This window comes from Synechocystis sp. PCC 6803 substr. PCC-P, assembly GCF_000284455.1.
Classification (GTDB): domain Bacteria; phylum Cyanobacteriota; class Cyanobacteriia; order Cyanobacteriales; family Microcystaceae; genus Synechocystis.
In genome coordinates this window covers 74,483-98,601 of record NC_017039.1, presented here as the reverse complement: position 1 = coordinate 98,601, position 24,119 = coordinate 74,483, and the positions used below count along the sequence as shown (strand labels likewise).

The window sequence follows — 24,119 nt, the reverse complement described above, 5'->3', positions numbered from 1 at the left end:
CACCCGGTGGACAAGGCCCATTTCCCCGGTGATCAACCTTTGGTCGGCCCAGGGTTCGTCAATGGTGTTAGGATCTGCTGAGAAGAAGAAACGTCATAGCACATAAGGAAAACACGTTAAATGCAAGAGTTTGACAAGTCCATATCCTTCGACGGACGGGATATAAGACTCAAAATGGGAACCCTAGCCCCCCAAGCAGGAGGTTCAGTCCTCATTCAATCCGGCGATACAGCGGTGTTGGTCACGGCGACCAGAGCTAAAGGAAGGGATGGCATTGATTTTCTACCCTTAACGGTGGACTACGAAGGACGACTCTATGCCGCAGGCCGTATTCCGGGCGGTTTTTTGCGGCGGGAAGGCCGACCCCCAGAAAAGGCCACATTAATCAGCCGCCTCATTGACCGTCCTTTGCGTCCCCTATTCCCCCATTGGCTGCGGGATGAACTGCAAATAGTAGCCACCACCCTCTCCATGGATGAGGAAGTGCCCCCCGATGTGTTAGCGGTGACCGGGGCTTCCGTGGCGGTCATCCTGGCCCAAATTCCTTTCAAAGGTCCCATGGCCGCTGTGCGGGTAGGTTTAGTAGGGGATGATTTCATTATTAATCCCACCTATCGGGAAGTCCATAACGGAGATTTGGACCTGGTGGTGGCCGGTACCCCCGCCGGTATTGTCATGGTGGAAGCTGGGGCGAACCAGTTGCCGGAACAGGACATCATCGAAGCAATTGATTTTGGCTATGAAGCAGTGCAGGATCTGATCAACGCCCAGCGGGAATTGATGACAGACCTGGGCATTACCCTGGCCACTTCCGAGCCGCCCCCGGTCAATACCGCCGTGGAAGAGTTCATTGCAAACAGAGCCTCTAAAAAAATCATCACCGTGCTCGGTCAATTTGACCTGGGTAAAGATGGTCGGGATGCCGCCCTCGATGAAATTAAAGCCACCGAAGTGGAAACGGCGATCGCCGAATTACCAGAAACCGATCCCGTTAAACAAAGTGTAGAAGAAGACCCCAAACTAGTCGGCAACCTCTACAAAGCATTGACCAAAAAGTTAATGCGGAAACAGATTGTTGATGATGGAGTACGGGTAGACGGCCGCAAACTCGAACAGGTACGCCCCATTAGCTGCGAAGTCGGTTTTCTACCCCGCCGGGTCCATGGCAGTGGACTGTTTAACCGTGGTTTAACCCAGGTGCTCTCCCTGGCTACCCTTGGTTCCCCCGGCGATGCCCAAGATTTAGCGGATGACCTCCATCCCGAGGACGAAAAACGTTATCTGCATCACTACAACTTCCCCCCCTATTCCGTCGGTGAGGCCCGCCCCATGCGCTCCCCTGGCCGCCGAGAAATTGGCCACGGTGCTCTTGCTGAACGGGCCATCATACCAGTGCTCCCCCCCCAGGAAGACTTTCCCTATGTGGTACGGGTTGTGTCGGAAGTGCTGTCTTCCAACGGTTCCACTTCCATGGGATCCGTTTGTGGCTCCACCCTTGCTCTCATGGATGCGGGGGTACCGATTAAAAAACCCGTTAGTGGCGCCGCCATGGGTTTAATCAAGGAAGGGGATGAAATTCGCATTCTCACCGACATTCAGGGCATTGAAGATTTCCTTGGCGACATGGATTTCAAAGTAGCTGGTACCGATTCCGGTATTACCGCCCTGCAAATGGATATGAAAATTGATGGTCTGAGCATGGAAGTGGTGTCCAAAGCCATTATGCAAGCTCTCCCCGCCCGACTCCATATCCTCGACAAAATGTTGGCGACGATCCGGGAACCCCGTCCTGAGTTGTCTCCCTTTGCCCCCCGGTTGTTAACCCTGAAAATTGAGCCGGAACACATCGGCATGGTTATTGGGCCCGGTGGTAAAACCATTAAGGGCATCACCGAACAAACCAGTTGTAAGATTGACATTGCCGACGACGGTACCGTCACCATTGCTTCCAGTGAAGGGGAACGGGCAGAACGGGCGCGGCAAATGATTTATAACATGACCCGCAAACTCAACGAAGGGGAAGTGTACCTCGGTCGGGTAACCCGCATCATTCCCATTGGTGCCTTTGTGGAAGTGCTACCTGGAAAAGAAGGCATGATCCACATTTCCCAGCTAACGGAAGGCCGGGTTGGCAAGGTGGAAGATGAAGTGGGTGTGGGCGATGAGGTCATTGTCAAAGTACGGGAAATTGACAGTAAAGGCCGCTTGAACCTCACCCGCTTGGGCATTCACCCCGATGAAGCAGCGGAAGCCCGTCGTAACGCTAGCCGGGGTTAATTGTTAGTCAAAGACCATTAAAACTCTGTATTATTCCCCTAAGATTCGATATCTTGGGGGATTTTTTGCTCATTTTGTAAATTTCTGGCAAATTCTATGACTTTTCCCAGCAAGCATAAACAAATTGGCGTAGCGGTAATTATTAATGACCAAGGTGAAGTATTGATCGATCGCCGTCCGGTGGGAGGTTCCTTTGGGGGGCTATGGGAATTTCCTGGGGGCAAACTAGAGCCGGGGGAAACGGCGGCTGAATGTATTGTCCGAGAAGTGCGGGAGGAAATTGCCATTGAAGTGGCGGTGGGGGAATCTCTGATCACCATTGACCATAGTTATCCCCAGGTGCGCCTAACTCTCTACGTCCATCTCTGTCAATATCTCTCGGGGCAGCCCCAAACCATTGCCTGTGAAGAAATCCGCTGGGTGGCGATCACCGATTTGGGCGAGTACCGTTTTCCCAAGGCTAATGGGGAAATTATCCAGGCCCTACGCCAAAAGTTTCTCAGTTGACCGGGCTACTCAATCTGGGTTTTCAATAATTTTGCGGCAAAAAAGCGGTCGGTGTAGAGGAGTCGCACCATACTGCCTTAATCCTTGACGATGTTTGGCCGTACCATAACCCTTATTGCTGGCCAGGTCGTAGCCAGGAAAGCGTTCTGCTAAACGGGTAATTAAAGTATCCCGCCACACCTTAGCCAAAATGCTGGCAGCACTAATTAGTAAAGATTTTCTATCCCCCCCCGTAACGGCCATTTGGGCCATGGCAATGTGGGGTAAAGTATCCCGCCCGTCCACCAACACCCAGGCCGGCATAACAGGCAATTTTTGCACCGCCCTTTCCATGGCCAACAGACTGGCTTGACGAATATTAACCCGGTTAATGGTGGGCACATCGGCAAAGCTAATGCCATAGCTATGGACATAATCGGGCAGTGCCTGGGCTAACTGGGAACGATGTTGGGGAGAAAGCTGTTTACTATCCTTTACCCCCAAGGCCTGCAATTGGTTAATGGCTTCGATGGGCACTAGCACCGCCGCCGCCACCACTGGCCCGAATAAAGCGCCTCGCCCCACTTCATCCACCCCCGCCACCAGGCGATCGCCACCTAATCCTTGGCTTTCTTGCCACCATTGGCGATCGTTGTAGTCACTGGAGGGGTGAATCAAGCTAATACCTACTCCGCTGAAGAACGCCGCCGTCTTCTGCCAGGACGTTTTTTTGTTTCTATGGGAGCAGACTCCTCTGCCACCGGAGCGGCTGGAGTTTCATCATCAAGTTGGGGTAAGACAACCTGTTCCGGCTCAACCGTTTCCTCCCTTGGTTGCTCAATAACCGGGGTTGGGGCTGTGACCTCAGATACAATTGTCAACCCATCACTGGGGACGTTATCCCCGTTGTCTCCATTGTCCACCGTTGTAATAACAGCATTAACCAGACTGCCACTACCGTTAGTGTTTCCCTCCAAGGCCGCTCCCGCCGTAACCACCGAAACCATAAAGGAGCGGGGGTCTTGATCAGCGTACTCCGTTTTGATTAGGGGAGAAATTCCCATACGAGCATAAATATCCTGCTCCAACGTTGTCATGGCGACATCGACCGGAACCAAGGTTTTTTCCACTCGACGGGAAGGCCGTTCACGGCGGGGAGGAGCAGTGCCCGTCACTTTCTCCTTAGTGGGGCTGGGGCTGGGACCCTTACTACGGGAAATTCCCACAGATTTAATATTTTCCTTTTCAGAAAACTCCGAGCCTCGACGGCGACGACGACGACGGTTACTATCCCGATCGCCCTGCTCTTGATAATTAGGATGGAAAAGTAAGTCCAGGGGGCTAGATATTTTTGCTTCTTCCTTCTTGGGCAGGTCATTGACCTTGGCAACGGGGGGAGAGAGAATCGGTTTTTCCACCAACCGGGGGGGAATGCTACTGTTGACCGCTGTGGGGGACAGGGAAACAAAACCCTTCTCGCCAGGGAGTTCCACCAAATGTCCTAAACCACCACACTCAGGACAAGGCTGTCCAAATAGTTCATACAAATTTTGTCCCTGGCGCTTACGGGTCAACTCCACTAGTCCCAACTCCGTCAACTGGGCGATCTGGGGCCTGGCCTTATCCGTTTCCAAGCAGCGGTTAAAATGCTCCAAAAGTTGCAACTGGTCCTTATGGGAATCCATATCAATGAAATCGATAATGATCACCCCGCCAATATTTCTCAGTTTCAACTGACGCGCAATTTCCGTCGCCGCTTCATAGTTAGTCCAGAGCACCGTTTCCCGGGAATTGGCCGAATGGGTAAAGGAACCAGAGTTAACGTCAATTACCGTCAAAGCTTCCGTCGGCTCAATGATTATATAACCCCCCGAAGGCAGATCCACCCTGGGTTTAAGGGCTTCCCGGATAGTGGCATTGACCCGGAAATACTCCAGAATACTGAGGGATTCCCGGTGACAATCAATTAAAACTCCCTCCGGCAAACGACCTTGATCCCAGTTCATCAACTGTTGTTTAATCCGTTTCATCCCCGCCGGGGTATCCACCACAATGCGATTCACTTCGCTGGAGTACATATCCCGCAGCACTCGCTTGATGAAATCATCATCCCGGTCCAGAAGCATGGGGGCACTACGGGTCATGGCCTGTTGTTGCACCAATTCCCATTGTTTTTGCAGATTTTCCAAATCTTCGATAATCGCATCTTCCGGCACATCTTCCGCTTCAGTCCGCACTAGCAGTCCCATGCCCGGTGGCTTGATTAACACAGCCAAAGCCCTCAAACGACTGCGTTCCTCCTCCCGGTTAATCCGACGGGAAAGATTCACTCCCCGGCCATAGGGCATCAACACCATATAACGCCCCGGCATACTGATATTTCCAGTTAGGCGGGGGCCCTTATTGCCGGTGGGTTCCTTCATCACCTGCACCAACACTCTTTGTTGAGGAGATAAAAGTTCAGAAATGGAACCGGCGGTGCGCCTTAATCTAACTGGGCCGAGGTCACTGACGTGGATAAAGCCATTTTTTTCGGTGTCCCCAATGTTAATAAAAGCGGCGTCAATGCTGGGCAGAATATTGTCAACTAAGCCTAAATAAATATCTCCCACCTGTTGGCTGCCCGTGGACACCACCAATTCTTGAATTTGATCCTTCCAAAAAACAGCAGCAACCTGATGTTTTTCAGCAATGACAATTTGTTTTGGCATAAATATATTCCTCAAAAGGCCATCCCAAAGCGGTCCCAGTGGTGTGGACAGGGGCAAGGTGGCCTACAGAAAAATGTTGTAATGTTGGACATTGGGTAAACTGAATATTTTCCTCTCTAGGGTCAACCTACCCTCTGGCCCAGTGAACTATTCCCGTCATCTCAGTTGCTATAGTTGTGACCGTTTTTTGCCACCCCAGCTGCCCGATTGGGGGTGAACAGGGACCTTTGGGGGACAGGGGTTACAGTCAGCTTGCTGGAGAAAGCCGTAGATATTCCCAGGGAAACTCCCAGGGGACAGCCGCCCATCGCACGGACGGGGGAGATAGATAGGCAAGAGTATTGGAGGCAGTTTAAGACGGAAAAAACTATCTGTTTTTCTTCACCGCAAGAACGACAACCGGTAACGATTAGAAAAGAAGAATCGGGGGCTGCTTACGGCGATTCACTACAGGGGCATAACTTTTGCTGGTTATCCCTGGATCAACGTCAATGATTCCATTGGACGTCAAGCCTGAGGGGTTGGAGTCCCCCCAAAATATCCCGGGCATTGTCAAAAAATAAACCTAATACCCAAGGAATTTAAACTGAATATAACCTGAAATGGTAGCCTTTAGCAAGAAAGCCCAGCCCCCAAGCTAACTGCCTAAACTGCCCGATGGCGGTCTACCTTATTCAAAGCCGCCTCTAATCCTTCATCTAGGGCCCCATCCCCCACAATAGACCGTACTCCTTCCAGGGTGGAAAGAATGTTACGGGGATCAAGGAACATCACTTTGCTACTGTCACTACTACCAATGGTGGTGCCCATATTGAGATATTGCTGGGCCAAAAGGAATTGCAACGCTTCCCGAGCATGGTTATCAGAACTCAATTTTTCCGTAAGGATACTGAGGGCCTCCGCTGTAGCCTTAGCTTCCAACACTTTTTTCTGTTGTTCCGCTTCTGCATTGAGGATAGCCGCTTTTTTCTTAGCCTCCGCTTCTAACACCCGAGCTTGGGCATCCCCCTGGGCGGAGTTGATGGCAGAATCCCGTTGACCTTCGGAAGTGAGAATAGCCGCCCGTTTTTTTCTCTCTGCGGTCATTTGCAGTTCCATGGAATCCAACACTGCTTTAGAAGGCATAATGTCCCGTAATTCCACCCTAGTAACCTTCACCCCCCAAGGGTCGGTGGAAATATCCAGTTCCCGCAGTAGTAATTCATTAATTTCCGTCCGGGCAGTGAAGGTTTGGTCCAACTCAAGCTTGCCAATTTCAGAGCGGATTTGGGTCAACACCAAGTTCACCATGGCGGACTGTAAATTTTCCACCTTGTAATAAGCTTTCTCCATATCGATAATGCGCCAATAGACCACAGCATCGGCGGTGATGGCCACGTTGTCTTTGGTAATACAGGATTGGGGGGGAATGTCGATGACTTTTTCCCTGGTGGTTTGCTTAAAAACGACCCGATCCAAAATAGGAACCGTAAAATTCAGCCCTGGGGTAAGTTTTTTGTTATAACTTCCTAGGCGTTCCACTAGGTATTCATTTTTTTCGTTAACAATTTTGACGGATGTACCGATCGCCGATCCGAAGAAGACGAGAAAGAAGAGAAAAAAGGCTTCCATGGTTTAGCTCCGCTGTGACTGGGAAAAAGGTCAATGTTTAGTAAAACCAACAATAAATTCAGTAAAAGAGCGGTAACGAATAGTTAACTTCCCTATATGGAAAGGCTAGAGTTGAATTTGGAATTGATCGAGGGAGGGCTGGAATGGCTCGTCTTGATCCCCCGGAAGGGCCTGGCTTGGTAAATCCTGAATGTGAATTTCTTGGCGTTGCTGTTCATTGAGGGTGATCGGCGCGAGGGTCCCTTCTCCACTGTTCAACTGATACGCCTCCGAAACCAGTGCACTGGGGCAACATTGGGGATCTCCCGGCTGGTGCTTCAAGATGTTGAGACGGATTTGCCCATTTTTAACCACTAAACTTTGCACCCGCACCCGATCGCCAAGGAAATAGGTGTCAGGGTTAGTGGGGGAACCATCGGGCTCCACGGTCACCACCGCTAGATAGATCAATTCGTCGGCACTAACTACACTCTGTCGGCGGAGAATCACCGCCCCATCCTGGTCGCCGTCTTGGTCCACATCCCCAATGGCAATGGGCTTGATCAGATTAAGGCTAAAAGTTCCCCCAGCGAACACACCATTGTTAAGGGAATATGTACCTTGGTCGGGAATGGTGTAGCTCAGGTTTTTTAAAACGTCCACCGTCAAAGGGGAAACTCCATTCTGGGCGATCGCCAGGGGGGGGGCCGAAGGGACGGCCGTCGCCACGGATACCAGGGACTCTCCCCCCATTAGGGCAGTGAGTAAACCCAAACTTAGTGAACCTATCCTATTAGCCATTGTCTCAATCCTTTTGGCAATTTCTCTCAACATTGTGCCCAGACAGAAGCACTTTCCTAGGACAGAAGGACAGTTTAACAGTGGTTTTTGTTGCCCTCCTTTCCATTCTAACGGCATGGTAGCACGACCTCTAGGGACAGTAGGAGGGGAACGTTCGTGATGAGCATCTGCTCCACCGGTCCCTTTGTTAAGCTGTAGAATTGCCTAAACTGTCCTGCCATCTAGTGTCTATGGTTGTCGATTCTGTGCCCGATTCATCTACTTTTGTGGGAAAAACCATTCGTCCCGTGGCCGCTGTTTCCATCCATGGCATTGTCTTCGATGGAGAGCGTCTCTTGGCTGTGGACAGCAAAAATGGTTATCTGTTGGAAATCGATCCCTACACCAACAACACTAAGTTGCTCAATGGCCAGTACTGGCAGGAATTCATCGGGGCCACCGGCCTGGCGATCGCCGACAGGCAGTTATGGTTTAGCTCAGGACAGTATGTGTACACCTGTAATCTGGAGGGGCCAGACCTCAAGCCCGAGGTATTTGCTTGGTTTGATGACCCAGTCAATGGGGTGGCCATCTGGGAAAGCACTGTGTACATCACCTGCCATAAACGGGGCCACATCTGGGTCTATGGCCGGGATACCCGCAAGCTAGTGGCGACTTTTTACAGTCCCGGCATTGGGGTGGAAAACATTACCGTGCGGGGGGAAGAACTGTGGGTCTGTGACAGTGCTGAACAGAGTGTCTATTGCCTCGACCGGGCCACCGGGGAAATTAACTTTAGCCTGATTACCCCCTTTGAAAGCCCCACTGGCCTGGCTTTTTATGATGATCAAGCCGTAGGGAAAGCGACCCTCTATGTGGCCTACGTACAACAGGAACCCTACGTCCGGGACAATCCCAACGCCGATCCTAACCATGAGTTGATGTATCGGGAGACCACCTTCATCCATCCCCTCTATTTCTATAACGACCCCCACCAGTGCTGTGCCTTTTCCAACGGTTACCTGGTGGAGATGCGTTACGTTGAGGAGCTGGCCCCCCTGGACCCCGTTGATTTAAAACAAGTGGAATGGCGCATGGCTCTACCGGCGGTCACCCCCCGCCAAAGAATTCGCAAAATTGAATCGGTGGGTTTACCCTTTAGCCGCATTGATGATGTCAACGGTCAAAAGGTGGCGGTGTTTGAGTTTGACCAGCTTGATTTAGATAGTCGGGCCGTGTTTGGCTGGCGGGTGGAAATGGAAGTATGGGGCATTAAATATCGCCTGAAACCCAGTGATTGTGAGCATCTTCCCGCCTTACCTGAGGGTTTTGCCGACCGTTACCTGGTGGATAACGACAACCTCAGCATGGAAACGGACATTATTATCCGGGCGGCGGCCGAGGCGATCGGTCGGGAAACCAACCTCCTCCGCCAAATGTTCAATATCCGGAACTATGTCTACGATCGCCTTTCCTACGGCATAAAACCTCATATTGATACCCCTGACTTAGCTCTCCGCCGGGGGGTCGGTTCCTGTGGGGAATATGTGGGAGTTTTGTTAGCCCTAGCTCGTTTGAATGGCATTGCTTGCCGCACCGCTGGCCGCTATAAATGTCCACCCCATCCCCTCCAGCGTAATTTGCCTATGGAGCCGGACTTCAACCATGTTTGGTTTGAATTTTATTTACCTGGCATTGGTTGGTTGCCCATGGAATCTAACCCCGACGACACCAATGACGGTGGCCCGTACCCCACCCGTTTCTTTATGGGTTTGGCTTGGTACCATGCCGAAACCGCCAAGGATGTACCCTTTGAGCAATTATTGAGTCAGGGCATTCCCGTCAATAAGCAGGTGGTTTCCATTGGTGAGTTGGCGATTAATCATGTGCAGTTCACCATCCTGGAGGAATTAGACCCGGCGGCGCATTTGGCCCATTAATTCAGCTCTGATAAGAGAGAAACTTCGTCTACGATCCATGGCTAAGGGCTGGGAATAGCTCAGCGCCTGTCAATACCAGGTATTTGTGCAGGGGTTGGGGTCAAACCAATGTTAAGGTGGTTCACTGTCATTAGCGTAGGCTTCAGGGGCTAAACCATGGAGGGTAATAGCGTCGTAACTCCAGAAATCGAAAGATTGATCCAAGCGGTGGAAACCGCAGACTCGGCAGCCAAATTAGTGGGGGCTGTGCGGGCTTTGGCGGCCACCCGATCGCCGTTGGCAGTGCCCCAATTAACCACGGTGTTGCGCTACAACAATCCAGGGGCAGCGGTGGCGGCGGTGGATGGGCTGATCCAAATCGGCGATGCGGCCATGACTCACTTGCTGGCCAATATGGATGGCTACAATTATGGCGCTAGGGCCTGGGCCACCAGAGCCTGTGCTGGCATCGGCGACCCCAGGGCATTGGCCCTATTGCAGGAAGCGGCCCTGACGGATTTTGCCTTGAGTGTGCGGCGGGCGGCGGCCAAGGGACTGGGTTTTCTCCGTTGGCAATCCCTACCCCAGGAAGAACAAGAGACAGTACAAAAAGCCATTTACGACACTCTGATCCAAGTTTGTGAAGATCCTGAATGGGTGGTACGCTACGGGGCGATCGCCGGTCTGGAAAATTTAGCCAAGCAGGCCCAGCATTACCGCCAACCCCTAAAGGATTTTCTCCAGTCTTTTGTAGAACAAGAACCAGAGGCGATCGTGGGGGAACGCATCCTTTGGACCCTGGAAAACATCGGCCCAATCTAGGCTTTTAGAGCACCTCTAGACGTCACTTTGATAGATTGTCAAAACCTGGACCCAGATTAGCCATACACTGGAACGAAAAATTTCCTATTTACTCTATCCAGCAAAGATGGCCATTAACACTTTTACTATTATTAGTTTTATTGCTCTAGGTTTAATAGCCGGCTTTGCCAGCGGCCTGATTGGTATCGGCGGTGGATTGATCATTGTGCCAGTGCTAGTATTCGGTTTTGGTTTTAGCCAACATTTAGCCCAGGGCACCACCCTCGCCCTCATGGTGCCTCCCATTGGTTTAGCGGCGGCCTGGACCTACTACCAAAAGGGGGACGTGGACATCAAAGTGGCGGTACTAATTTGCCTGGGATTTGTGCTTGGTAGTTTGTTTGGCGCTAGGGTAGCCACCAATATTTCTAACGAATTACTGGGGCGGATTTTTGGGGGAGCAATGTTAGTCATTGCCCTGAAAATGATTTGGGGCAAATAGTTTTAGACGGCGGTAATGTTCCTGGGGTGAACTTTAAAATATTTCTTGAAATTCTTACCCATATCAAATTCTTCGTTGTAAAGAGACAAGATTTCCCAATGTTGAAACCTGCAAAATTTAGCCCATGGCCTCCGCTGTTACCTGCTCAATAATATCCGCCGCTTTAGTAAGACCTCCAGCAGTTTTAATTGCTTGTTGAAGCTGGAGAGTATTTCTTTTATAAGAATCTTCAGTGAGGACTTTTTCAAGGGCTGCCCGCAGATTGTTCGTATTCAATTTACTCAAGGGAATAAATTCCCCCACTCCAGCCCAGGCAATTCTGGCCGCTACTCCCGGTTGATCATTGGCAATGGGAATGGCCACCATGGGTACTGCATTATTGAGGCATTCCAACGTGGTGTTGAGCCCAGCGTGGGTAATGGTAAGGGCTGTTCTTTGCAGAAGTTCCAGTTGGGGAGCGTAATTAACAACGAGGGGATTACCAGGTAGTGCGGGCATTGATTCTAGCTTGGCTCCCCCCAGGGAAATAATCAATTGGGCATCCAAATCCATACAGGCTTCGGCAATGATTTTAAAGGTGCTCATTAACTGATTTTGAATAGTACCAAGGGAGGCATAAATTATGGGCTGATCGGTCAATTGCTCCCAAGGAAAATCAGCTATATCTCGCCCCACATTGCTGTGAAAAGGGCCAGTGAAATGGAAACGGCTTGGTAAACATTCCCGAGGAAATTCAAACGCTGCCGGTTGCTGACTAATTTGTGCTAGTGGGGAATAACGGTCATTGGGGCTAGATTGGGCGGGTAAATTCCAACGCTGACGATAGTCATTAATTAACGCTGTAATCGGTTTAGTGGCCCGATTTAAAAGTCCATAGCCAAGGCGATTCCGCAATTGTCCCAACCAGCTAGGATCATATGGCCAAGGGGTGGCATAGGGCGGTATGGTGGGCTCTCGATTAAGTACGACAGCGCTACATATACTGATGAAGGGAATACCCAGGCGATCGCCAATGGTGCCCCCTTCTTGGGAAACTTGATCAACTAATAAAACTTCCACACCGGCTTTGGCCATGACCCCAGGGGCTTCCTCAAAGAAGGCCGCCGCTTTCTGGGTGATTTTGGCCACAGTGTATTGCAAAGCTTTAATGCCACTGAGTTTGCCCAACTCAGCCATAAATTCTGCCTGGGCTCCCAAGGGAAATTCCGTTGTGGCGATCGCCTGAAAATTCAAACCGGCCGCTAGGGTTTTGGCTTGGGCATCTAGCACCCCAAACATGGTCACAGTATGACCCCGCTGTTGCAGTTCCTTACCCAAGGGCAACATGGTATTGAGATGACCCGTCGTTGCTGGACAGAGCAAACCAAAGTGAGTCATAGCAAACAAGAGTTAGGGAACAAATGGGGGGATAATTGGCTATGGACAGGACTATAGGGCTCCGGCGGCGGTTTTATCCAACACTGTGCCCAAATGGCCCATCAAATTAATGGCTTGAATAACTGGGGGCTTATCTAGACCCTGGGGATAGTCAATGACGCTCACCCCGCCATTACCCTGTTTAACTTGCCAAAAGTGAGCGGGAGTAAGACCCAACAAATAAGCCAAAATCACCTTGTTGATGGCATCATGGGCCACCACAATGCCCACTGTGGAACCATCCCCCTGGCTATAGAATTTGACCCGGTCCTGCCAACAGGCGATCGCCCGGTCCCAGACCTGTTGTAAATTTTCCCCTTCCGGCATCTGCACTGTGGCGGGGGCATCTTTCCACTGTTGCAATAATCCGGGATATTCCGCTTCAATTTCCGTTTCTAGCTTGCCTTCCCACAGGCCATGGCAAATTTCCGCCAATTCCGGCTGTAAATCCAACTCTATGCTTGGGTGATATTGCAGAATAATCTCCGCCGTTTCCTTGGGCCGAGCCATGGGACTGCTAATGCCTAGGTTAATGGGCACATCTTTGAGGAATTCCGCCGCTTTTTGGGCTTGATGGCGGCCATTGTCATTGAGGGGAATATCCCGAATACCTTGGAACCGTCCTTCCCGATTCCATTGGGTTTCCCCATGGCGGATAAGCAGTAACCGCAGACGATTATTATCCTTGCGGGGAGGTGGCAGAGGTACCCCCATATGGGCGGTTTGATTCAAGGATTCCAGTTGCACCGGATCGCCCCAGCCACCACTAAAATTCAACACATTAATATTGCAGTTGGACTGTTGCAGGCGTTGGTAATGGGAAGCGGGCATACCAATGGCGCTCATTAACAGGCAACGATTGATGCCATTGTGGGCCACAATCAGCAGGGTTTGTCCCGCCGCATCGGTTAACACATCCTGCCAAAATCTTTGGGCCTGGGCATAGAGAGCCGCAACGGGGTAATATTCCGCTCCATCTACGGTCATGGCCAATTGATCCGGTGCTTCGTGCCAGAGACGATATTGTTCGGGATATTGGTGGGCCACATCGTCTTTGGTCATTTTTTCCCAGAGGGGCAGATTGACCTCCAACAAGTTTTCGCTGGGAATCAACTCCGGGGGGTGGGCGAAACTGGCTTGGATAATTTGGGCCGTTTCCTTGGCCCGGCGTAGGGGACTGCAATAGATTTTGTCGATCGCCAGGGAATTGAGGGTTTGCCCGACTTTTTGGGCATCGGCTTTGCCCTTATCGGTGAGTACCGATAGATTACTGCGCCCTTGAATCCGTTTTTCTGCGTTGTAGGTGCTCTGCCCGTGGCGAACAATGATGACCCGAGTAGCCAATCCCCCTGCCTCCTGAACGATAAAATCAGACCAATTTTACAGGGTTGGGGTGGCAGTGGGCGTATTTTAATCCCGGGGCTACTCCTCCTCCCCAATTAACTTCACTAAGCGGTGCAAAGCCTGGTCTAGGTCATCGTTCACCACTTGGTAATCAAATTCCGCCGCCGCTTGCAATTCTTGCTGGGCCTGGGCCAATCTTTTGGCGATCGCCGTTTCACTGTCCGAACCCCGGCCCCGTAACCGTTCTTCTAACACCTCCACAGAGGGGGGCAAAATAAAAATCCGTCGGGCAGAGGGAAAAGTTTGTTTAATTTGCCTGGCCCCCAGCACTTCAATTTCCAGCAACACGGTTTTGCCCTGGGCAATCTGTTCTTCCACTGGTTGCCGGGGAGTGCCGTAATAGTTACCGGCATACTCGGCCCATTCCAATAGTTTTTCCTCCCCAATCCAAGTTTGAAACTCTTCCTTGGTTAGAAAATAGTAGGATTGCCCGTCTACTTCCCCAGCCCTTGGCGATCGGGTAGTGGCGGAAATGGACAAAAACCAATGGGGTTGGCGCTCCAACAGCAGTTGCACTAAAGTCCCCTTACCCACACCACTGGGGCCCGTTAGCACAATTAATTGTCCTTTTACTGAAGTTTGGTCTGGAGCCATGGAGCTTAACAATTACTTAATAACAAAAGTGAATAATTATGAGTAACCCCCGAAGGAATTAACAAGCAAAAACAGGGGCTAGATAGCAATATAGCTGGGCAATACTGGGTGGAAGTTCAGTTTGGCTCGACTTTTTAGTAAGCACAACCTTAAAATCCTCAAATACTCCCTAGGAACGAAGCGCTCCGGGGAAAAGATCCGTTACCCTAGGAATTTACATCCGTGTAAACTTTTCTTAAAGATTAGCCCATTTAGTCTCCCCTTACCCATGACTGAGCCACCCGTACTGCACGAAACTTCTTCGGAATCGGAAAAGGAACAAAGTATTGGTAAACAGAATTTGTCCTTTCAACCCATTCCCCAAGCCTCCAAACCAGGCAAACGACTCTGGCTAGTGGTGGGAGCCTTACTGTTGCTAGGAGGTGGTGGCTACTGGTGGTTTCAGTCCCGTTCCGGCGGCCCTCCCGGAGGGGCCATGATGGGTCAAATGCCACCAGCACCAGTGAAATGGCAAGTGTTAGAGCCCACTGAGGTGAGGGATTTCACCACGTTGATGGGAACGTTGGAAGCCCCCAAGGGGATGGAAATTGATTCAGAAATTGATGGGCGGGTCGAGGAAATTTTAGTTAGGGAAGGGCAACGGGTAGAACAGGGGCAGGTTTTATTTCGTATTGACAACGATGTTCTACAAACTCAGTTGCTGGAAGCTCAGGCTAATCTAGCGGCGGCCAGGGCCCAATTGGCGGAGTTGGAGGCGGGCAGTCGTCAGGAAGATGTTGCGGCGGCGGCGGCCCAGTTACGTCAAGCTCAAACCCGTTTAGCCAATGCCCAGGGGGGGGCCAGTCCCGAGGAAATTGCCCAGGCCCAAGCTCAATTAGATTCCGCCAAGGCGGCGGCGGAATTGGCCAGTGAGCGGGTGCGGCGGTTTCGTAATCTGCGGGACCAAGGGGTGATTTCCCTCGATGCCTATGACCAACAGTTGAAGGAAGAACGGCAGGCGATCGCCGATGTGGAAGCGGCCCAACGACGGTTACAACAACTAAGACAAGCCCGTAGCTCCGATGTGGAAAGGTTAACGGCGGAAGTGGATGCCCAACGGCAAAATTTAAACCGTTTACAAGCTGGGGAACGACCCGAAACCATTGCCCAAGCTCGGGCCCGGGTAGGTCAGGCTTTGGCCAGTGTGAAAACTCTCCAGGCCCGCCTCGATAAATCAGAAATTACCGCCCCTTTTGCTGGGGTAGTGGGCTACATTCCCGTAAAGTTGGGAGATTACGTCCAAGCTAACGATGATTTAACCAATTTGACTGAAAACCAACAGTTAGATCTGAATTTAGCCGTGCCCCTAGCCCAAGCGCCTCGGTTACGCCCCGGTCTAGTTGTAGAAATCCTCGATGGTCAAGAAAAGGCGATCGCCAGAGGACAAATTAGTTTTGTCTCCCCCGATGTGGACAACGATGGTCAAAGTGTATTAGTCAGAGCCACTTTCAGTAACGAAAACCAAAAACTACTCAATGGTCAGTTGGTGCAGGCCCGGATCATTTGGCAGCAAGACACAGGGCTAGTGGTTCCCACCGTGGCCGTCACCCGCATTGGAGGGGAAAGCTTTGTCTACGTTGTCCAGGACAAGGAAAATGAGCAAACCGGAGAAGCAGCCCTGGTGGCCCAACAAAAGTCCGTTAACCTGGGCAGTATCCAGGGCAGTAACTACCAAATTTTGTCCGGGTTAGAACCGGGAGACAGGGTTATCACGGCGGGATTATTGAGGGTGCAAGACGGGGCCCCCATCCAGCCAGCGCCGACAGAAGGCTCAGCCAACCCAACCCCCTAGAATTTATTTAGCTCTCTCTTTTTTGTCTAGTATGATTGCCCCAGATTCATCCCCTCATCCTCTGGAAATTGCTCCGGTGCTCCAGCAAAAACTTTTTTACCGGGGACGTAAATTTAACTTTGATGTTAGTCGTAGGCAATTGCCCAATGGGGTGGTGGGGGACTGGGAACTGATCCAGCACCCAGGGGGAGCCCTAGTGGTGCCCATTACCAGCGAAGGTCAGTTGGTGCTAGTGCGGCAATATCGTTTTGCATTGGCGGGGCGGCTGTTGGAGTTTCCGGCGGGCACCGTAGAAGTGGGGGAGAATCCAGCAGAAACCGTTAAACGGGAATTGGAAGAGGAAGCTGGTTACCGGGGGCATACCTGGCAAACCATTGGTCAATTTCCCCTGGCTCCGGGCTACTCCGATGAAATTATTTATGCCTATCTAGCCACGGATCTGGAAAAATTACCCAATCCGCCCGCCCAGGATGAAGACGAAGACATTGAAGTGGCGTTAATGACATTCGACCAGTTTGAAACGGCGATCGCCAAAGGGGAAATGATCGACGCAAAGTCCATTGCCAGTTACTTCTGGATGCGCCATTTGCTTTAAAGAAACTAAAACAAACGACGTTTGGCGGGGGATGATTTTGACGGAGTCGTGGTGTTTTTTTTGACAGGCTTGGGCATACTAGTTTTTGGTTTGGGTGCTGACTTGATGGCAGATTTGCCTGGGCTAGGCCGCCGTTGTATCTGCCCCAGATCAGTCGCTTTTTCCAACACTAATTCATTGCCTTGCAGCGTCGTTTCAATATCCCAAAAATGCCGGAGTGGACGGCGACAAATCTCTCCTTCCGCATCTTTTAAAATTCCGCTAATTTTTACCTTAAAAAATAAGGGTCGTTTGCTGGGGGGCTTGGGGGATTGGCGAATTTTCATCACAATATTTTCCCTAGCCTGGGATACAAATACCACTTCCCCCCGAATGGAAAAATAGGGGTGATCTACTTTCAAACTAGGTAAATTGTCCGAAGCCGGCTCAGAAGCTGAAGTGAGCCCCGGGCCAAGATTTTCCGGTTCCCATAATCCCGCTAACTGAAAATGAAGGTGATCATCCTTATCCCTTAGTCGGGGATAAACCACCCAAAAATGGGGATCTTCCAAGTTGACATGGCGCTTAAACAAACTGAAAGTTTTTCCTAATAATACTGACTCCACAATGTCACCGGTTTCCGTCACCAATATTCCCCGTTGACTGGATTCCTCGCTGGCATAGTAGCGTCCATATACCACCCCGATCGCCCGGAACTGTTTGGGGTGACTGGGGGGAGAAATGGGATGCTGACGAGGTTGTAGCGCAGAATCGGCCATGGATGATCAAAGTCAGTTTTAAAAAAGGTATTCCGGGTTGGGGCTCAGATTTCAAACCCGGTGGACACTAGGCACATTCTACCTTGAACTATCTAACCGGATTGTTTTTAGGCAATGTCAGATAAAATGAGCCTGGAATGCCTGACCCTTTTACCCTCCTTGCCATGACCGCCCCCTTTACTCCCGCCGAAATCGCTGCCGAAGGTATCAAACCCGAAGAATACGAAGATATTGTGCAACGGCTCGGCCGCCATCCCAACAAAGCTGAACTGGGAATGTTCGGTGTCATGTGGTCAGAACATTGTTGTTATAAAAATTCCCGTCCCCTACTGAGTAACTTTCCCACCGAAGGAGAACGCATTTTAGTGGGGCCTGGGGAAAATGCCGGGGTCGTAGATTTGGGGGATGGCCTGAGATTGGCGTTTAAAATCGAATCCCATAACCATCCTTCCGCAGTGGAGCCATTCCAGGGAGCCGCCACCGGAGTAGGGGGGATTCTGCGGGATATTTTCACCATGGGAGCGAGGCCGATCGCCATTTTAAATTCCCTACGGTTCGGTAATTTGGACGATGCTAGGAATCGACGTATTTTCACCGGGGTAGTGGATGGGATCAGTCATTACGGTAATTGTGTTGGTGTGCCCACTGTGGGCGGGGAAATCTACTTTGATCCGGCTTACTCCGGTAATCCCCTCGTCAACGCCATGGCCTTGGGTTTGATGGAAACGGAAGAAATTGTCAAAGCTGGGGCTTCTGGGATAGGCAATCCAGTTTTATATGTCGGTTCCACCACGGGACGGGATGGCATGGGGGGAGCCAGTTTTGCCAGTGCTGAGTTAACGGATCAGTCCATGGACGATCGCCCAGCGGTGCAGGTGGGGGATCCCTTTCTGGAAAAATCCTTAATTGAAGCTTGCTTGGAAGCCTTTAAAAGTGGGGCAGTGGTGGCGGCCCAGGACATGGGAGCGGCGGGCATTACCTGTTCCACGGCGGAAATGGCAGCCAAGGGAGGCGTGGGCATTGAGTTGGATTTGGATAAAATTCCAGTGCGGGAAACGGGCATGGTGCCCTACGAATATCTCCTATCCGAATCCCAAGAACGGATGTTATTTGTGGCTCAACCGGGGCGGGAACAGGAATTAATCGATATTTTCCATCGTTGGGGTTTACAGGCGGTGGTGGCGGGGCAGGTGATTGCGGATCCCATTGTGCGGATCTTTTTCCAAGGAGGGATTGCGGCGGAAATTCCCGCTACAGCCCTGGCCGATAACACTCCCATTTACCATCGTCAGTTGCTAGACCAAGCACCCGACTATGCCCAACAAGCTTGGCAATGGCAGGAAAGTGATTTATCTCCAGCGGCGATCGCCGGCATTGAAATTGCAGGGCAAAAGCAAAGCTGGAATGAAGTGTTATTAACCCTGTTGGACAGTCCCACCATTGCCTCTAAGCATTGGGTTTACCGTCAATACGACCATCAAGTACAAAACAATACGGTCATAGTGCCCGGTGGGGCCGATGCGGCGGTGGTGCGGGTGCGTCCCCTGGATGCCAAACCAGAGGAATGTGTGATCGGGGTGGCGGCCACCACAGATTGTAATGCCCGTTACGTTTACTTAAATCCCTTGGAAGGGGCCAAGGCCGCAGTGGCAGAAGCGGCTCGAAATCTCAGTTGTGTGGGAGCAGAACCCCTGGCGGTAACGGATAATTTAAACTTTGGTAGCCCTGAAAATCCAGTGGGCTATTGGCAGTTGGCCCTGGCCTGTGAAGGCATTGCGGAGGGTTGTCGGCAGTTAAACACCCCAGTGACGGGGGGCAATGTCAGCCTGTATAACGAAACGTTGGACTCCAACGGTAGACCCCAACCCATTTATCCCACGCCGGTTATTGGCATGGTGGGACGGGTGGAAAACATCAATAAAGTTGTTGGCCAAGGTTGGCGCAATTCGGGGAATGGCATTTACTTACTGGGTAGTAATGACGGCAATACCCTCGGGGGATCGGAATATTTAGCCGTTGTCCATCACACCGTTGCTGGTCAGCCGCCCCAGGTGGATTTCGATTTGGAAAAAGCAGTGCAAAAAGCCTGTCGCCATGGTATTGCCCAAGGTTGGGTGAACGCGGCCCATGACTGTGCGGAAGGGGGTTTATCGGTAGCCCTGGCAGAAATGGCGATCGCCAGTCAGTTGGGAGCGGAAATTAATCTACCTGATTCCGACCAAAGATTGGATAACTTGCTGTTTGGGGAATCCGCCAGTCGCATTGTGGTAGCGGTGGCACCGGAACATCAGCCTGCCTGGGAAAACTATTTAGCTGGTCAGTCCTTACCCTGGCAAAAATTGGGAGTAGTGGGTACAGCACAGGGCAACTTGACTTTTATCGATGCCCAAAATAACGCTCTGATTGATTTACCAGTTTCCGCTCTGACAGAACCTTGGCAAACGGCGATCGCCCGTCGGCTAAAATCCTAAGACTAGCAACGGAAAAACTCCATGAGTCCAACGGTTTTTAAAGAGGAGGGCTATCGTTTTTTCTTCTTTTCTCGTGAAGAAACAAGAATGCACGTCCATATCTATTGCGAAAAGGGAGAAGCAAAGTTTTGGCTTGAACCTGAAATTGAGTTGGCAAAAAACTACAAGTTATCTCGGTCGGAACTGAAAACCATCGAAAAGATTATTGAGGCCAGACAAAATGAGCTTAGAGACGCTTGGCAAAAACATTTCAACTGTTGAAATTACCCATATTTCTAGCCATGGAATTTGGTTGTTGTCTGGGGACAATGAGTTATTTTTGTCCTACGACGATTTTCCCTGGTTTAAAAACGCTCTGGTAAAACATATTTTCAATGTCATTGAGCCAACCGCCAATCATTTTTATTGGCCCGATCTGGACGTAGATTTGACCTTGGACATCATCAAACATCCTGAACGTTTTCCCCTAGTTTGTACTGAATCTTAATTAATTACCTGGCTTGTTAAAGGCCACTTCACGGCGATCGCCCGTCGTCTGGGCTAGCAAAACCAAGGGGATCAGTTGGGATCAGTCCTCCCTTTGGGGTCGAAAATGGTTGTAGCATGGACAACAAGGGATCAGTCCGCTAGAAACATGCCCATGCTAGCCGTTAACGAAGACAACTTTGATAACCTCGTTCTTCAATGTCCAAAACCGATCTTGGTTTACTTTGGCGCTCCCTGGTGCGGACTATGTCACTTTGTCAAACCCCTGCTCAACCATCTCCACGGCGAATGGCAAGAGCAACTCGTTTGTGTGGAGGTTAATGCTGATGTCAACCTGCATTTAGCCAACGCCTACCGCTTAAAAAATCTTCCCACTCTGATCCTCTTTAACCGTGGTCAGGTGATTCAACGGCTAGAGGATTTTCGGGTTAGGGAAGATCTCCATCGCATCCGGGAACAAATAGCAGTTTCCCTTTTCTCTCCCTGAACCATCCAGTGCTTGCCCTGGGTTAACGGTTGCCCAACAATGGAGAGATTAATCAGTTGAGCAATTCGGATAAAGCTGGGGCAATTATGGCTAATCAAGATTTAATTCCTGTGGTAGTGAACGGTGCGGCTGGAAAAATGGGCCGGGAAGTAATTAAAGCCGTAGCCCAAGCCCCCGATCTCCAATTGGTGGGGGCAGTGGATCATAATCCCAGTCTCCAAGGTCAAGACATTGGCGAAGTGGTGGGCATTGCCCCCCTGGAAGTTCCTGTCTTAGCTGATCTCCAGAGTGTGTTGGTGTTGGCCACCCAGGAAAAAATTCAAGGGGTAATGGTGGACTTCACCCATCCCAGCGGCGTTTATGACAATGTTCGTTCGGCGATCGCCTATGGGGTGCGGCCAGTGGTGGGTACCACCGGATTGAGTGAGCAACAAATCCAAGACCTAGGGGATTTTGCTGAAAAAGCTAGTACAGGTTGTCTGATTGCCCCTAACTTTGCCATTGGAGTTCTGTTGATGCAACAAGCTGCTGTGCAAGCCTGCCAATACTTTGACCACGTGGAAATTATCGAATTACACCATAACCAGAAAGCCGACGCCCCTAGCGGCACTGCCATTAAAACCGCCCAAATGTTAGCGGAAATGGGCAAAACATTTAACCCACCGGCCGTAGAAGAAAAGGAAACCATTGCGGGAGCTAAGGGAGGACTAGGGCCAGGGCAAATTCCCATCCACAGCATTCGTTTACCGGGGCTAATCGCCCATCAAGAAGTCCTATTTGGTTCCCCAGGGCAACTTTATACCATCCGTCACGACACCACCGACCGGGCTTGCTATATGCCGGGGGTACTTTTAGGCATTCGTAAAGTGGTAGAACTGAAGGGCTTAGTTTACGGTCTGGAAAAACTACTCTAGTCACTTAGGGTAAAAATTAACACTCAATCAGAAATTGATCGATAAAGTCCAGCAAAAACTCAACCTTTAACTATTAACTATGCGATTAGTTATGCTCGGTGGCCCGGGGTCAGGGAAAAGCACCCAGTCCCATAACCTCAGCCAAGAACTTAAGTTGCCAGTGATTTCCATGGGGGGTATTCTGCGGGAAGCCATTGCCAACGCCACTCCCCTGGGAATCAAGGCTAAACCCTATGTGGAAAGAGGGGATCTGTTGCCAGATCCGATGATGATCGAATTTATTCAACAGAGGTTGGTGCAGGAAGATGGGGGTCAGGGTTGGATTTTGGAAGGTTATCCTCGCACCGCTTTCCAAGCAGAAGAACTGGACTTTTTACTCGAAGATCTGGGGCAGCCCCTGGATTGGGCCCTGTACCTGAAAATTGATGAAGCCACGATGGTGGAACGTTCCCTCAACCGTTCTTTGTTTGACGATCATCCTGAAGCCATCACCACTCGCATTGGCAAGTTTCATGAGTACACCGTTCCCCTATTGGAATACTACGCTGCGAAGCAAAACCTACTCACAGTGAATGCATACCCCGAAGTTGATCAAGTTACAAAGCTAATTTTGGCTCGGCTTTAGGAGCCGGTTTCCAGTGTCTTTGTTTATCCTCTAAATCTTTTGGCTAAAGCTCTAACAATACCGGGGATATTGGCATCTTGTTTCGCCCAACTTGGCAGATCGGAACTTTTTACCAATCTTTGCGAAAAAATAACAAGGGCAGCAAAATACTCAAAATTGTGGGGTCACAAAATTTAAGTAACTAGTGATCAATTTTTCACCCCAAAAGAGACTGATGAGGGCACCGATCGCCAAAAAGGGGCCAAAGGGAAAACCCTGTCGCCGTTGCAATGTGCCCAACAGTAACTTCAAACCCCCATAGATGGAACCGATGAAACAGGCAATGAAGGTGGTCAACAGTAATGACGGCCAGCCCAACCAAGCCCCTACCATGGATGCCAATTTGGGATCCCCGTCCCCCATGCCTTCCCTACCGAGCAACAGACTTCCTCCCATGCGGATCAAATCAAACAACCATAGCCCCAATACCGCCGAGGCGATCGCCTCCACCAAGGGGACAATCCAATGGCCACGTTGCCAACCCAGTAGTAAATGAAATAACAGCCCAAGCACCAATCCCGGTTTAGTCAAACTATTGGGCAGGGTCATGGTGTCCCAGTCAATTAAAGTCAGGGAGATTAAAAAACTAATTAATATCCAGTAGCCGAAGGTTTGCCACTGCCAACCAAAACGCCAACAGGTCAGGGCAAATAAGAATCCCGTCGCAGCCTCCACCAAGGGATAGCGGGGAGAAATGGCAGTTTGGCACCAACGGCATTTACCCCGTAGCCAAAGCCAACCCACCACTGGCACATTCTCCTTCGGGCCCAGTCGGTGGCCACAGTGGGGACAACGGGAAGGGGGATGTACCAGGGATAAACCTTCTGGCAAACGATAGGCCACCACGTTGAGAAAACTACCCACGGCACAGCCCAGAGCAATGGCAAGTAGGAAAGCAAGGGGGGCAATCAGGGGATCCATGCTGGTCTCGGCGAAGGAATGTCAAGGGTTTAAGGTGGTGTTTGCCAAGCCCTTTTCCCCCTAATTTCGACGACGGGAAAAAACTTAAAGTCCCCCGGCATTGGAAAATTTAAATTTAAGGAGTGCAATAGGACTTGACGAACAGGTTCTAAGACAAATGTAGTCCGTTTTCCTTTTGAAAAGCCCAATTTTATCCTTATTGACTGCGGTTAGTCCTCTAATTCCTTCTTGATCAGCTGATAGTTAGCATCTAGATAAATTTCATATTTCCGCCCATCGGCACAAATCGCGTCGTCAATTTCAAACCGTCTTTTGTCGATTTCGTACTCTGCATCATCAAAGGAACTACAGCCCAGGGCATTGAGGGCTTGGACAATTCTCTGTCTTTCCTGGGCCGTTACATCCCGGTCATCGGCCCTGGCGATCGCCGCTGTGAGGGTCATTTCCATCAGTACCACACCGGCCAGAAAATAGCTAATTTGTTTGATGGTATCCATTGTGGTTAGTTTCTC

General features: G+C 50.6%; 23 protein-coding genes. 13 read left to right on the top strand and 10 right to left on the bottom strand.

The window, feature by feature from the left end:
- Positions 1-120: 120 nt before the first annotated feature.
- Together SYNPCCP_RS00430 and mutT are read left to right on the top strand one after the other, a co-directional pair.
- On the top strand, positions 121-2,277 hold the full coding sequence (locus SYNPCCP_RS00430; RefSeq protein ID WP_010871289.1) for a polyribonucleotide nucleotidyltransferase: 2,157 nt from the start codon (positions 121-123) through the stop codon (positions 2,275-2,277).
- Between the two features lie 96 nt (positions 2,278-2,373).
- On the top strand, positions 2,374-2,784 hold the full coding sequence (gene mutT, locus SYNPCCP_RS00425) for an 8-oxo-dGTP diphosphatase MutT (RefSeq protein WP_010871288.1): 411 nt from the start codon (positions 2,374-2,376) through the stop codon (positions 2,782-2,784).
- Between the two features lie 9 nt (positions 2,785-2,793).
- Here mutT and SYNPCCP_RS00420 read toward each other — a convergent pair whose 3' ends face one another.
- The 4 genes from SYNPCCP_RS00420 to SYNPCCP_RS00400 form a co-directional block, all read right to left on the bottom strand.
- On the bottom strand, positions 2,794-3,366 hold the full coding sequence (locus tag SYNPCCP_RS00420) for a ribonuclease HII (RefSeq protein ID WP_010871287.1): 573 nt from the start codon (positions 3,364-3,366) through the stop codon (positions 2,794-2,796).
- Between the two features lie 83 nt (positions 3,367-3,449).
- Positions 3,450-5,474 (bottom strand): Rne/Rng family ribonuclease, encoded by a 2,025-nt coding sequence (locus SYNPCCP_RS00415; RefSeq protein WP_010871286.1) that lies wholly within the window; start codon positions 5,472-5,474, stop codon positions 3,450-3,452.
- Between the two features lie 645 nt (positions 5,475-6,119).
- Complete coding sequence (locus tag SYNPCCP_RS00405; RefSeq protein WP_010871285.1) at positions 6,120-7,085, bottom strand: SPFH domain-containing protein; 966 nt, start codon at positions 7,083-7,085, stop codon at positions 6,120-6,122.
- A gap of 105 nt (positions 7,086-7,190) precedes the next feature.
- A complete protein-coding gene (locus tag SYNPCCP_RS00400) occupies positions 7,191-7,865 on the bottom strand; it encodes a hypothetical protein (RefSeq protein WP_020861356.1) in 675 nt (224 codons plus the stop codon).
- Between the two features lie 224 nt (positions 7,866-8,089).
- Between SYNPCCP_RS00400 and SYNPCCP_RS00395 the strand changes: the two genes are divergently transcribed.
- From SYNPCCP_RS00395 to SYNPCCP_RS00385, 3 genes are all read left to right on the top strand, one after another.
- Complete coding sequence (locus tag SYNPCCP_RS00395) at positions 8,090-9,784, top strand: transglutaminase family protein (RefSeq protein WP_010871283.1); 1,695 nt, start codon at positions 8,090-8,092, stop codon at positions 9,782-9,784.
- A gap of 156 nt (positions 9,785-9,940) precedes the next feature.
- Entirely contained in the window at positions 9,941-10,585 is a 645-nt protein-coding gene (locus SYNPCCP_RS00390) for a HEAT repeat domain-containing protein (protein ID WP_010871282.1), read from the top strand.
- A gap of 106 nt (positions 10,586-10,691) precedes the next feature.
- Complete coding sequence (locus SYNPCCP_RS00385) at positions 10,692-11,066, top strand: sulfite exporter TauE/SafE family protein (protein WP_010871281.1); 375 nt, start codon at positions 10,692-10,694, stop codon at positions 11,064-11,066.
- A 117-nt stretch (positions 11,067-11,183) separates the two neighbouring features.
- Here the strand turns inward: SYNPCCP_RS00385 and SYNPCCP_RS00380 are convergent, their stop codons facing one another.
- The 3 genes from SYNPCCP_RS00380 to gmk all read right to left on the bottom strand — a co-directional run bounded on the left by SYNPCCP_RS00380 (position 11,184) and on the right by gmk (position 14,480).
- Positions 11,184-12,443, bottom strand: coding sequence for a glycosyltransferase (locus SYNPCCP_RS00380; RefSeq protein ID WP_010871280.1), 1,260 nt, complete (start codon positions 12,441-12,443; stop codon positions 11,184-11,186).
- Positions 12,444-12,494: 51 nt separating this feature from the next.
- On the bottom strand, positions 12,495-13,826 hold the full coding sequence (locus SYNPCCP_RS00375) for a histidine phosphatase family protein (protein WP_010871279.1): 1,332 nt from the start codon (positions 13,824-13,826) through the stop codon (positions 12,495-12,497).
- Between the two features lie 78 nt (positions 13,827-13,904).
- The gene (gene gmk, locus SYNPCCP_RS00370) at positions 13,905-14,480 is read right to left on the bottom strand and encodes a guanylate kinase (protein WP_010871278.1); all 576 of its coding nucleotides are present in this window, start codon (positions 14,478-14,480) and stop codon (positions 13,905-13,907) included.
- Between the two features lie 268 nt (positions 14,481-14,748).
- On the opposite strand from gmk, the gene SYNPCCP_RS00365 reads away from it, so the two are divergent.
- Together SYNPCCP_RS00365 and SYNPCCP_RS00360 are read left to right on the top strand one after the other, a co-directional pair.
- Positions 14,749-16,311 (top strand): efflux RND transporter periplasmic adaptor subunit, encoded by a 1,563-nt coding sequence (locus SYNPCCP_RS00365; protein ID WP_010871277.1) that lies wholly within the window; start codon positions 14,749-14,751, stop codon positions 16,309-16,311.
- Positions 16,312-16,342: 31 nt separating this feature from the next.
- Complete coding sequence (locus SYNPCCP_RS00360) at positions 16,343-16,906, top strand: NUDIX hydrolase (protein WP_010871276.1); 564 nt, start codon at positions 16,343-16,345, stop codon at positions 16,904-16,906.
- 5 nt (positions 16,907-16,911) lie between these two features.
- On the opposite strand, the gene SYNPCCP_RS00355 is transcribed toward SYNPCCP_RS00360, so the two are convergent.
- Positions 16,912-17,664, bottom strand: coding sequence for a hypothetical protein (locus SYNPCCP_RS00355; protein ID WP_010871275.1), 753 nt, complete (start codon positions 17,662-17,664; stop codon positions 16,912-16,914).
- 137 nt (positions 17,665-17,801) lie between these two features.
- Between SYNPCCP_RS00355 and purL the strand changes: the two genes are divergently transcribed.
- From purL to SYNPCCP_RS00325, 6 genes are all read left to right on the top strand, one after another.
- Complete coding sequence (gene purL / locus SYNPCCP_RS00350) at positions 17,802-20,135, top strand: phosphoribosylformylglycinamidine synthase subunit PurL (RefSeq protein WP_010871274.1); 2,334 nt, start codon at positions 17,802-17,804, stop codon at positions 20,133-20,135.
- Between the two features lie 21 nt (positions 20,136-20,156).
- Entirely contained in the window at positions 20,157-20,396 is a 240-nt protein-coding gene (locus SYNPCCP_RS00345; RefSeq protein ID WP_020861352.1) for a DUF4160 domain-containing protein, read from the top strand.
- Complete coding sequence (locus SYNPCCP_RS00340; protein ID WP_020861351.1) at positions 20,356-20,622, top strand: DUF2442 domain-containing protein; 267 nt, start codon at positions 20,356-20,358, stop codon at positions 20,620-20,622. Before SYNPCCP_RS00345 ends, SYNPCCP_RS00340 begins: the two co-directional genes overlap by 41 nt.
- A gap of 153 nt (positions 20,623-20,775) precedes the next feature.
- Positions 20,776-21,108: a co-chaperone YbbN gene (locus tag SYNPCCP_RS00335; protein WP_041425898.1), complete on the top strand. Its 333-nt coding sequence runs from the start codon at positions 20,776-20,778 to the stop codon at positions 21,106-21,108.
- Between the two features lie 86 nt (positions 21,109-21,194).
- Positions 21,195-22,022 (top strand): 4-hydroxy-tetrahydrodipicolinate reductase, encoded by an 828-nt coding sequence (gene dapB / locus SYNPCCP_RS00330; protein ID WP_010871272.1) that lies wholly within the window; start codon positions 21,195-21,197, stop codon positions 22,020-22,022.
- Positions 22,023-22,101: 79 nt separating this feature from the next.
- The gene (locus SYNPCCP_RS00325; protein WP_010871271.1) at positions 22,102-22,647 is read left to right on the top strand and encodes a nucleoside monophosphate kinase; all 546 of its coding nucleotides are present in this window, start codon (positions 22,102-22,104) and stop codon (positions 22,645-22,647) included.
- Between the two features lie 150 nt (positions 22,648-22,797).
- Here the strand turns inward: SYNPCCP_RS00325 and SYNPCCP_RS00320 are convergent, their stop codons facing one another.
- Together SYNPCCP_RS00320 and SYNPCCP_RS00315 are read right to left on the bottom strand one after the other, a co-directional pair.
- Positions 22,798-23,607 carry an A24 family peptidase gene (locus tag SYNPCCP_RS00320; protein WP_010871270.1) on the bottom strand — a complete coding sequence of 270 codons (810 nt, stop codon included), beginning with the start codon at positions 23,605-23,607 and terminating at the stop codon, positions 22,798-22,800.
- A gap of 209 nt (positions 23,608-23,816) precedes the next feature.
- Entirely contained in the window at positions 23,817-24,104 is a 288-nt protein-coding gene (locus SYNPCCP_RS00315) for a PepSY domain-containing protein (RefSeq protein WP_010871269.1), read from the bottom strand.
- Between the last annotated feature and the right edge of the window lie 15 nt (positions 24,105-24,119).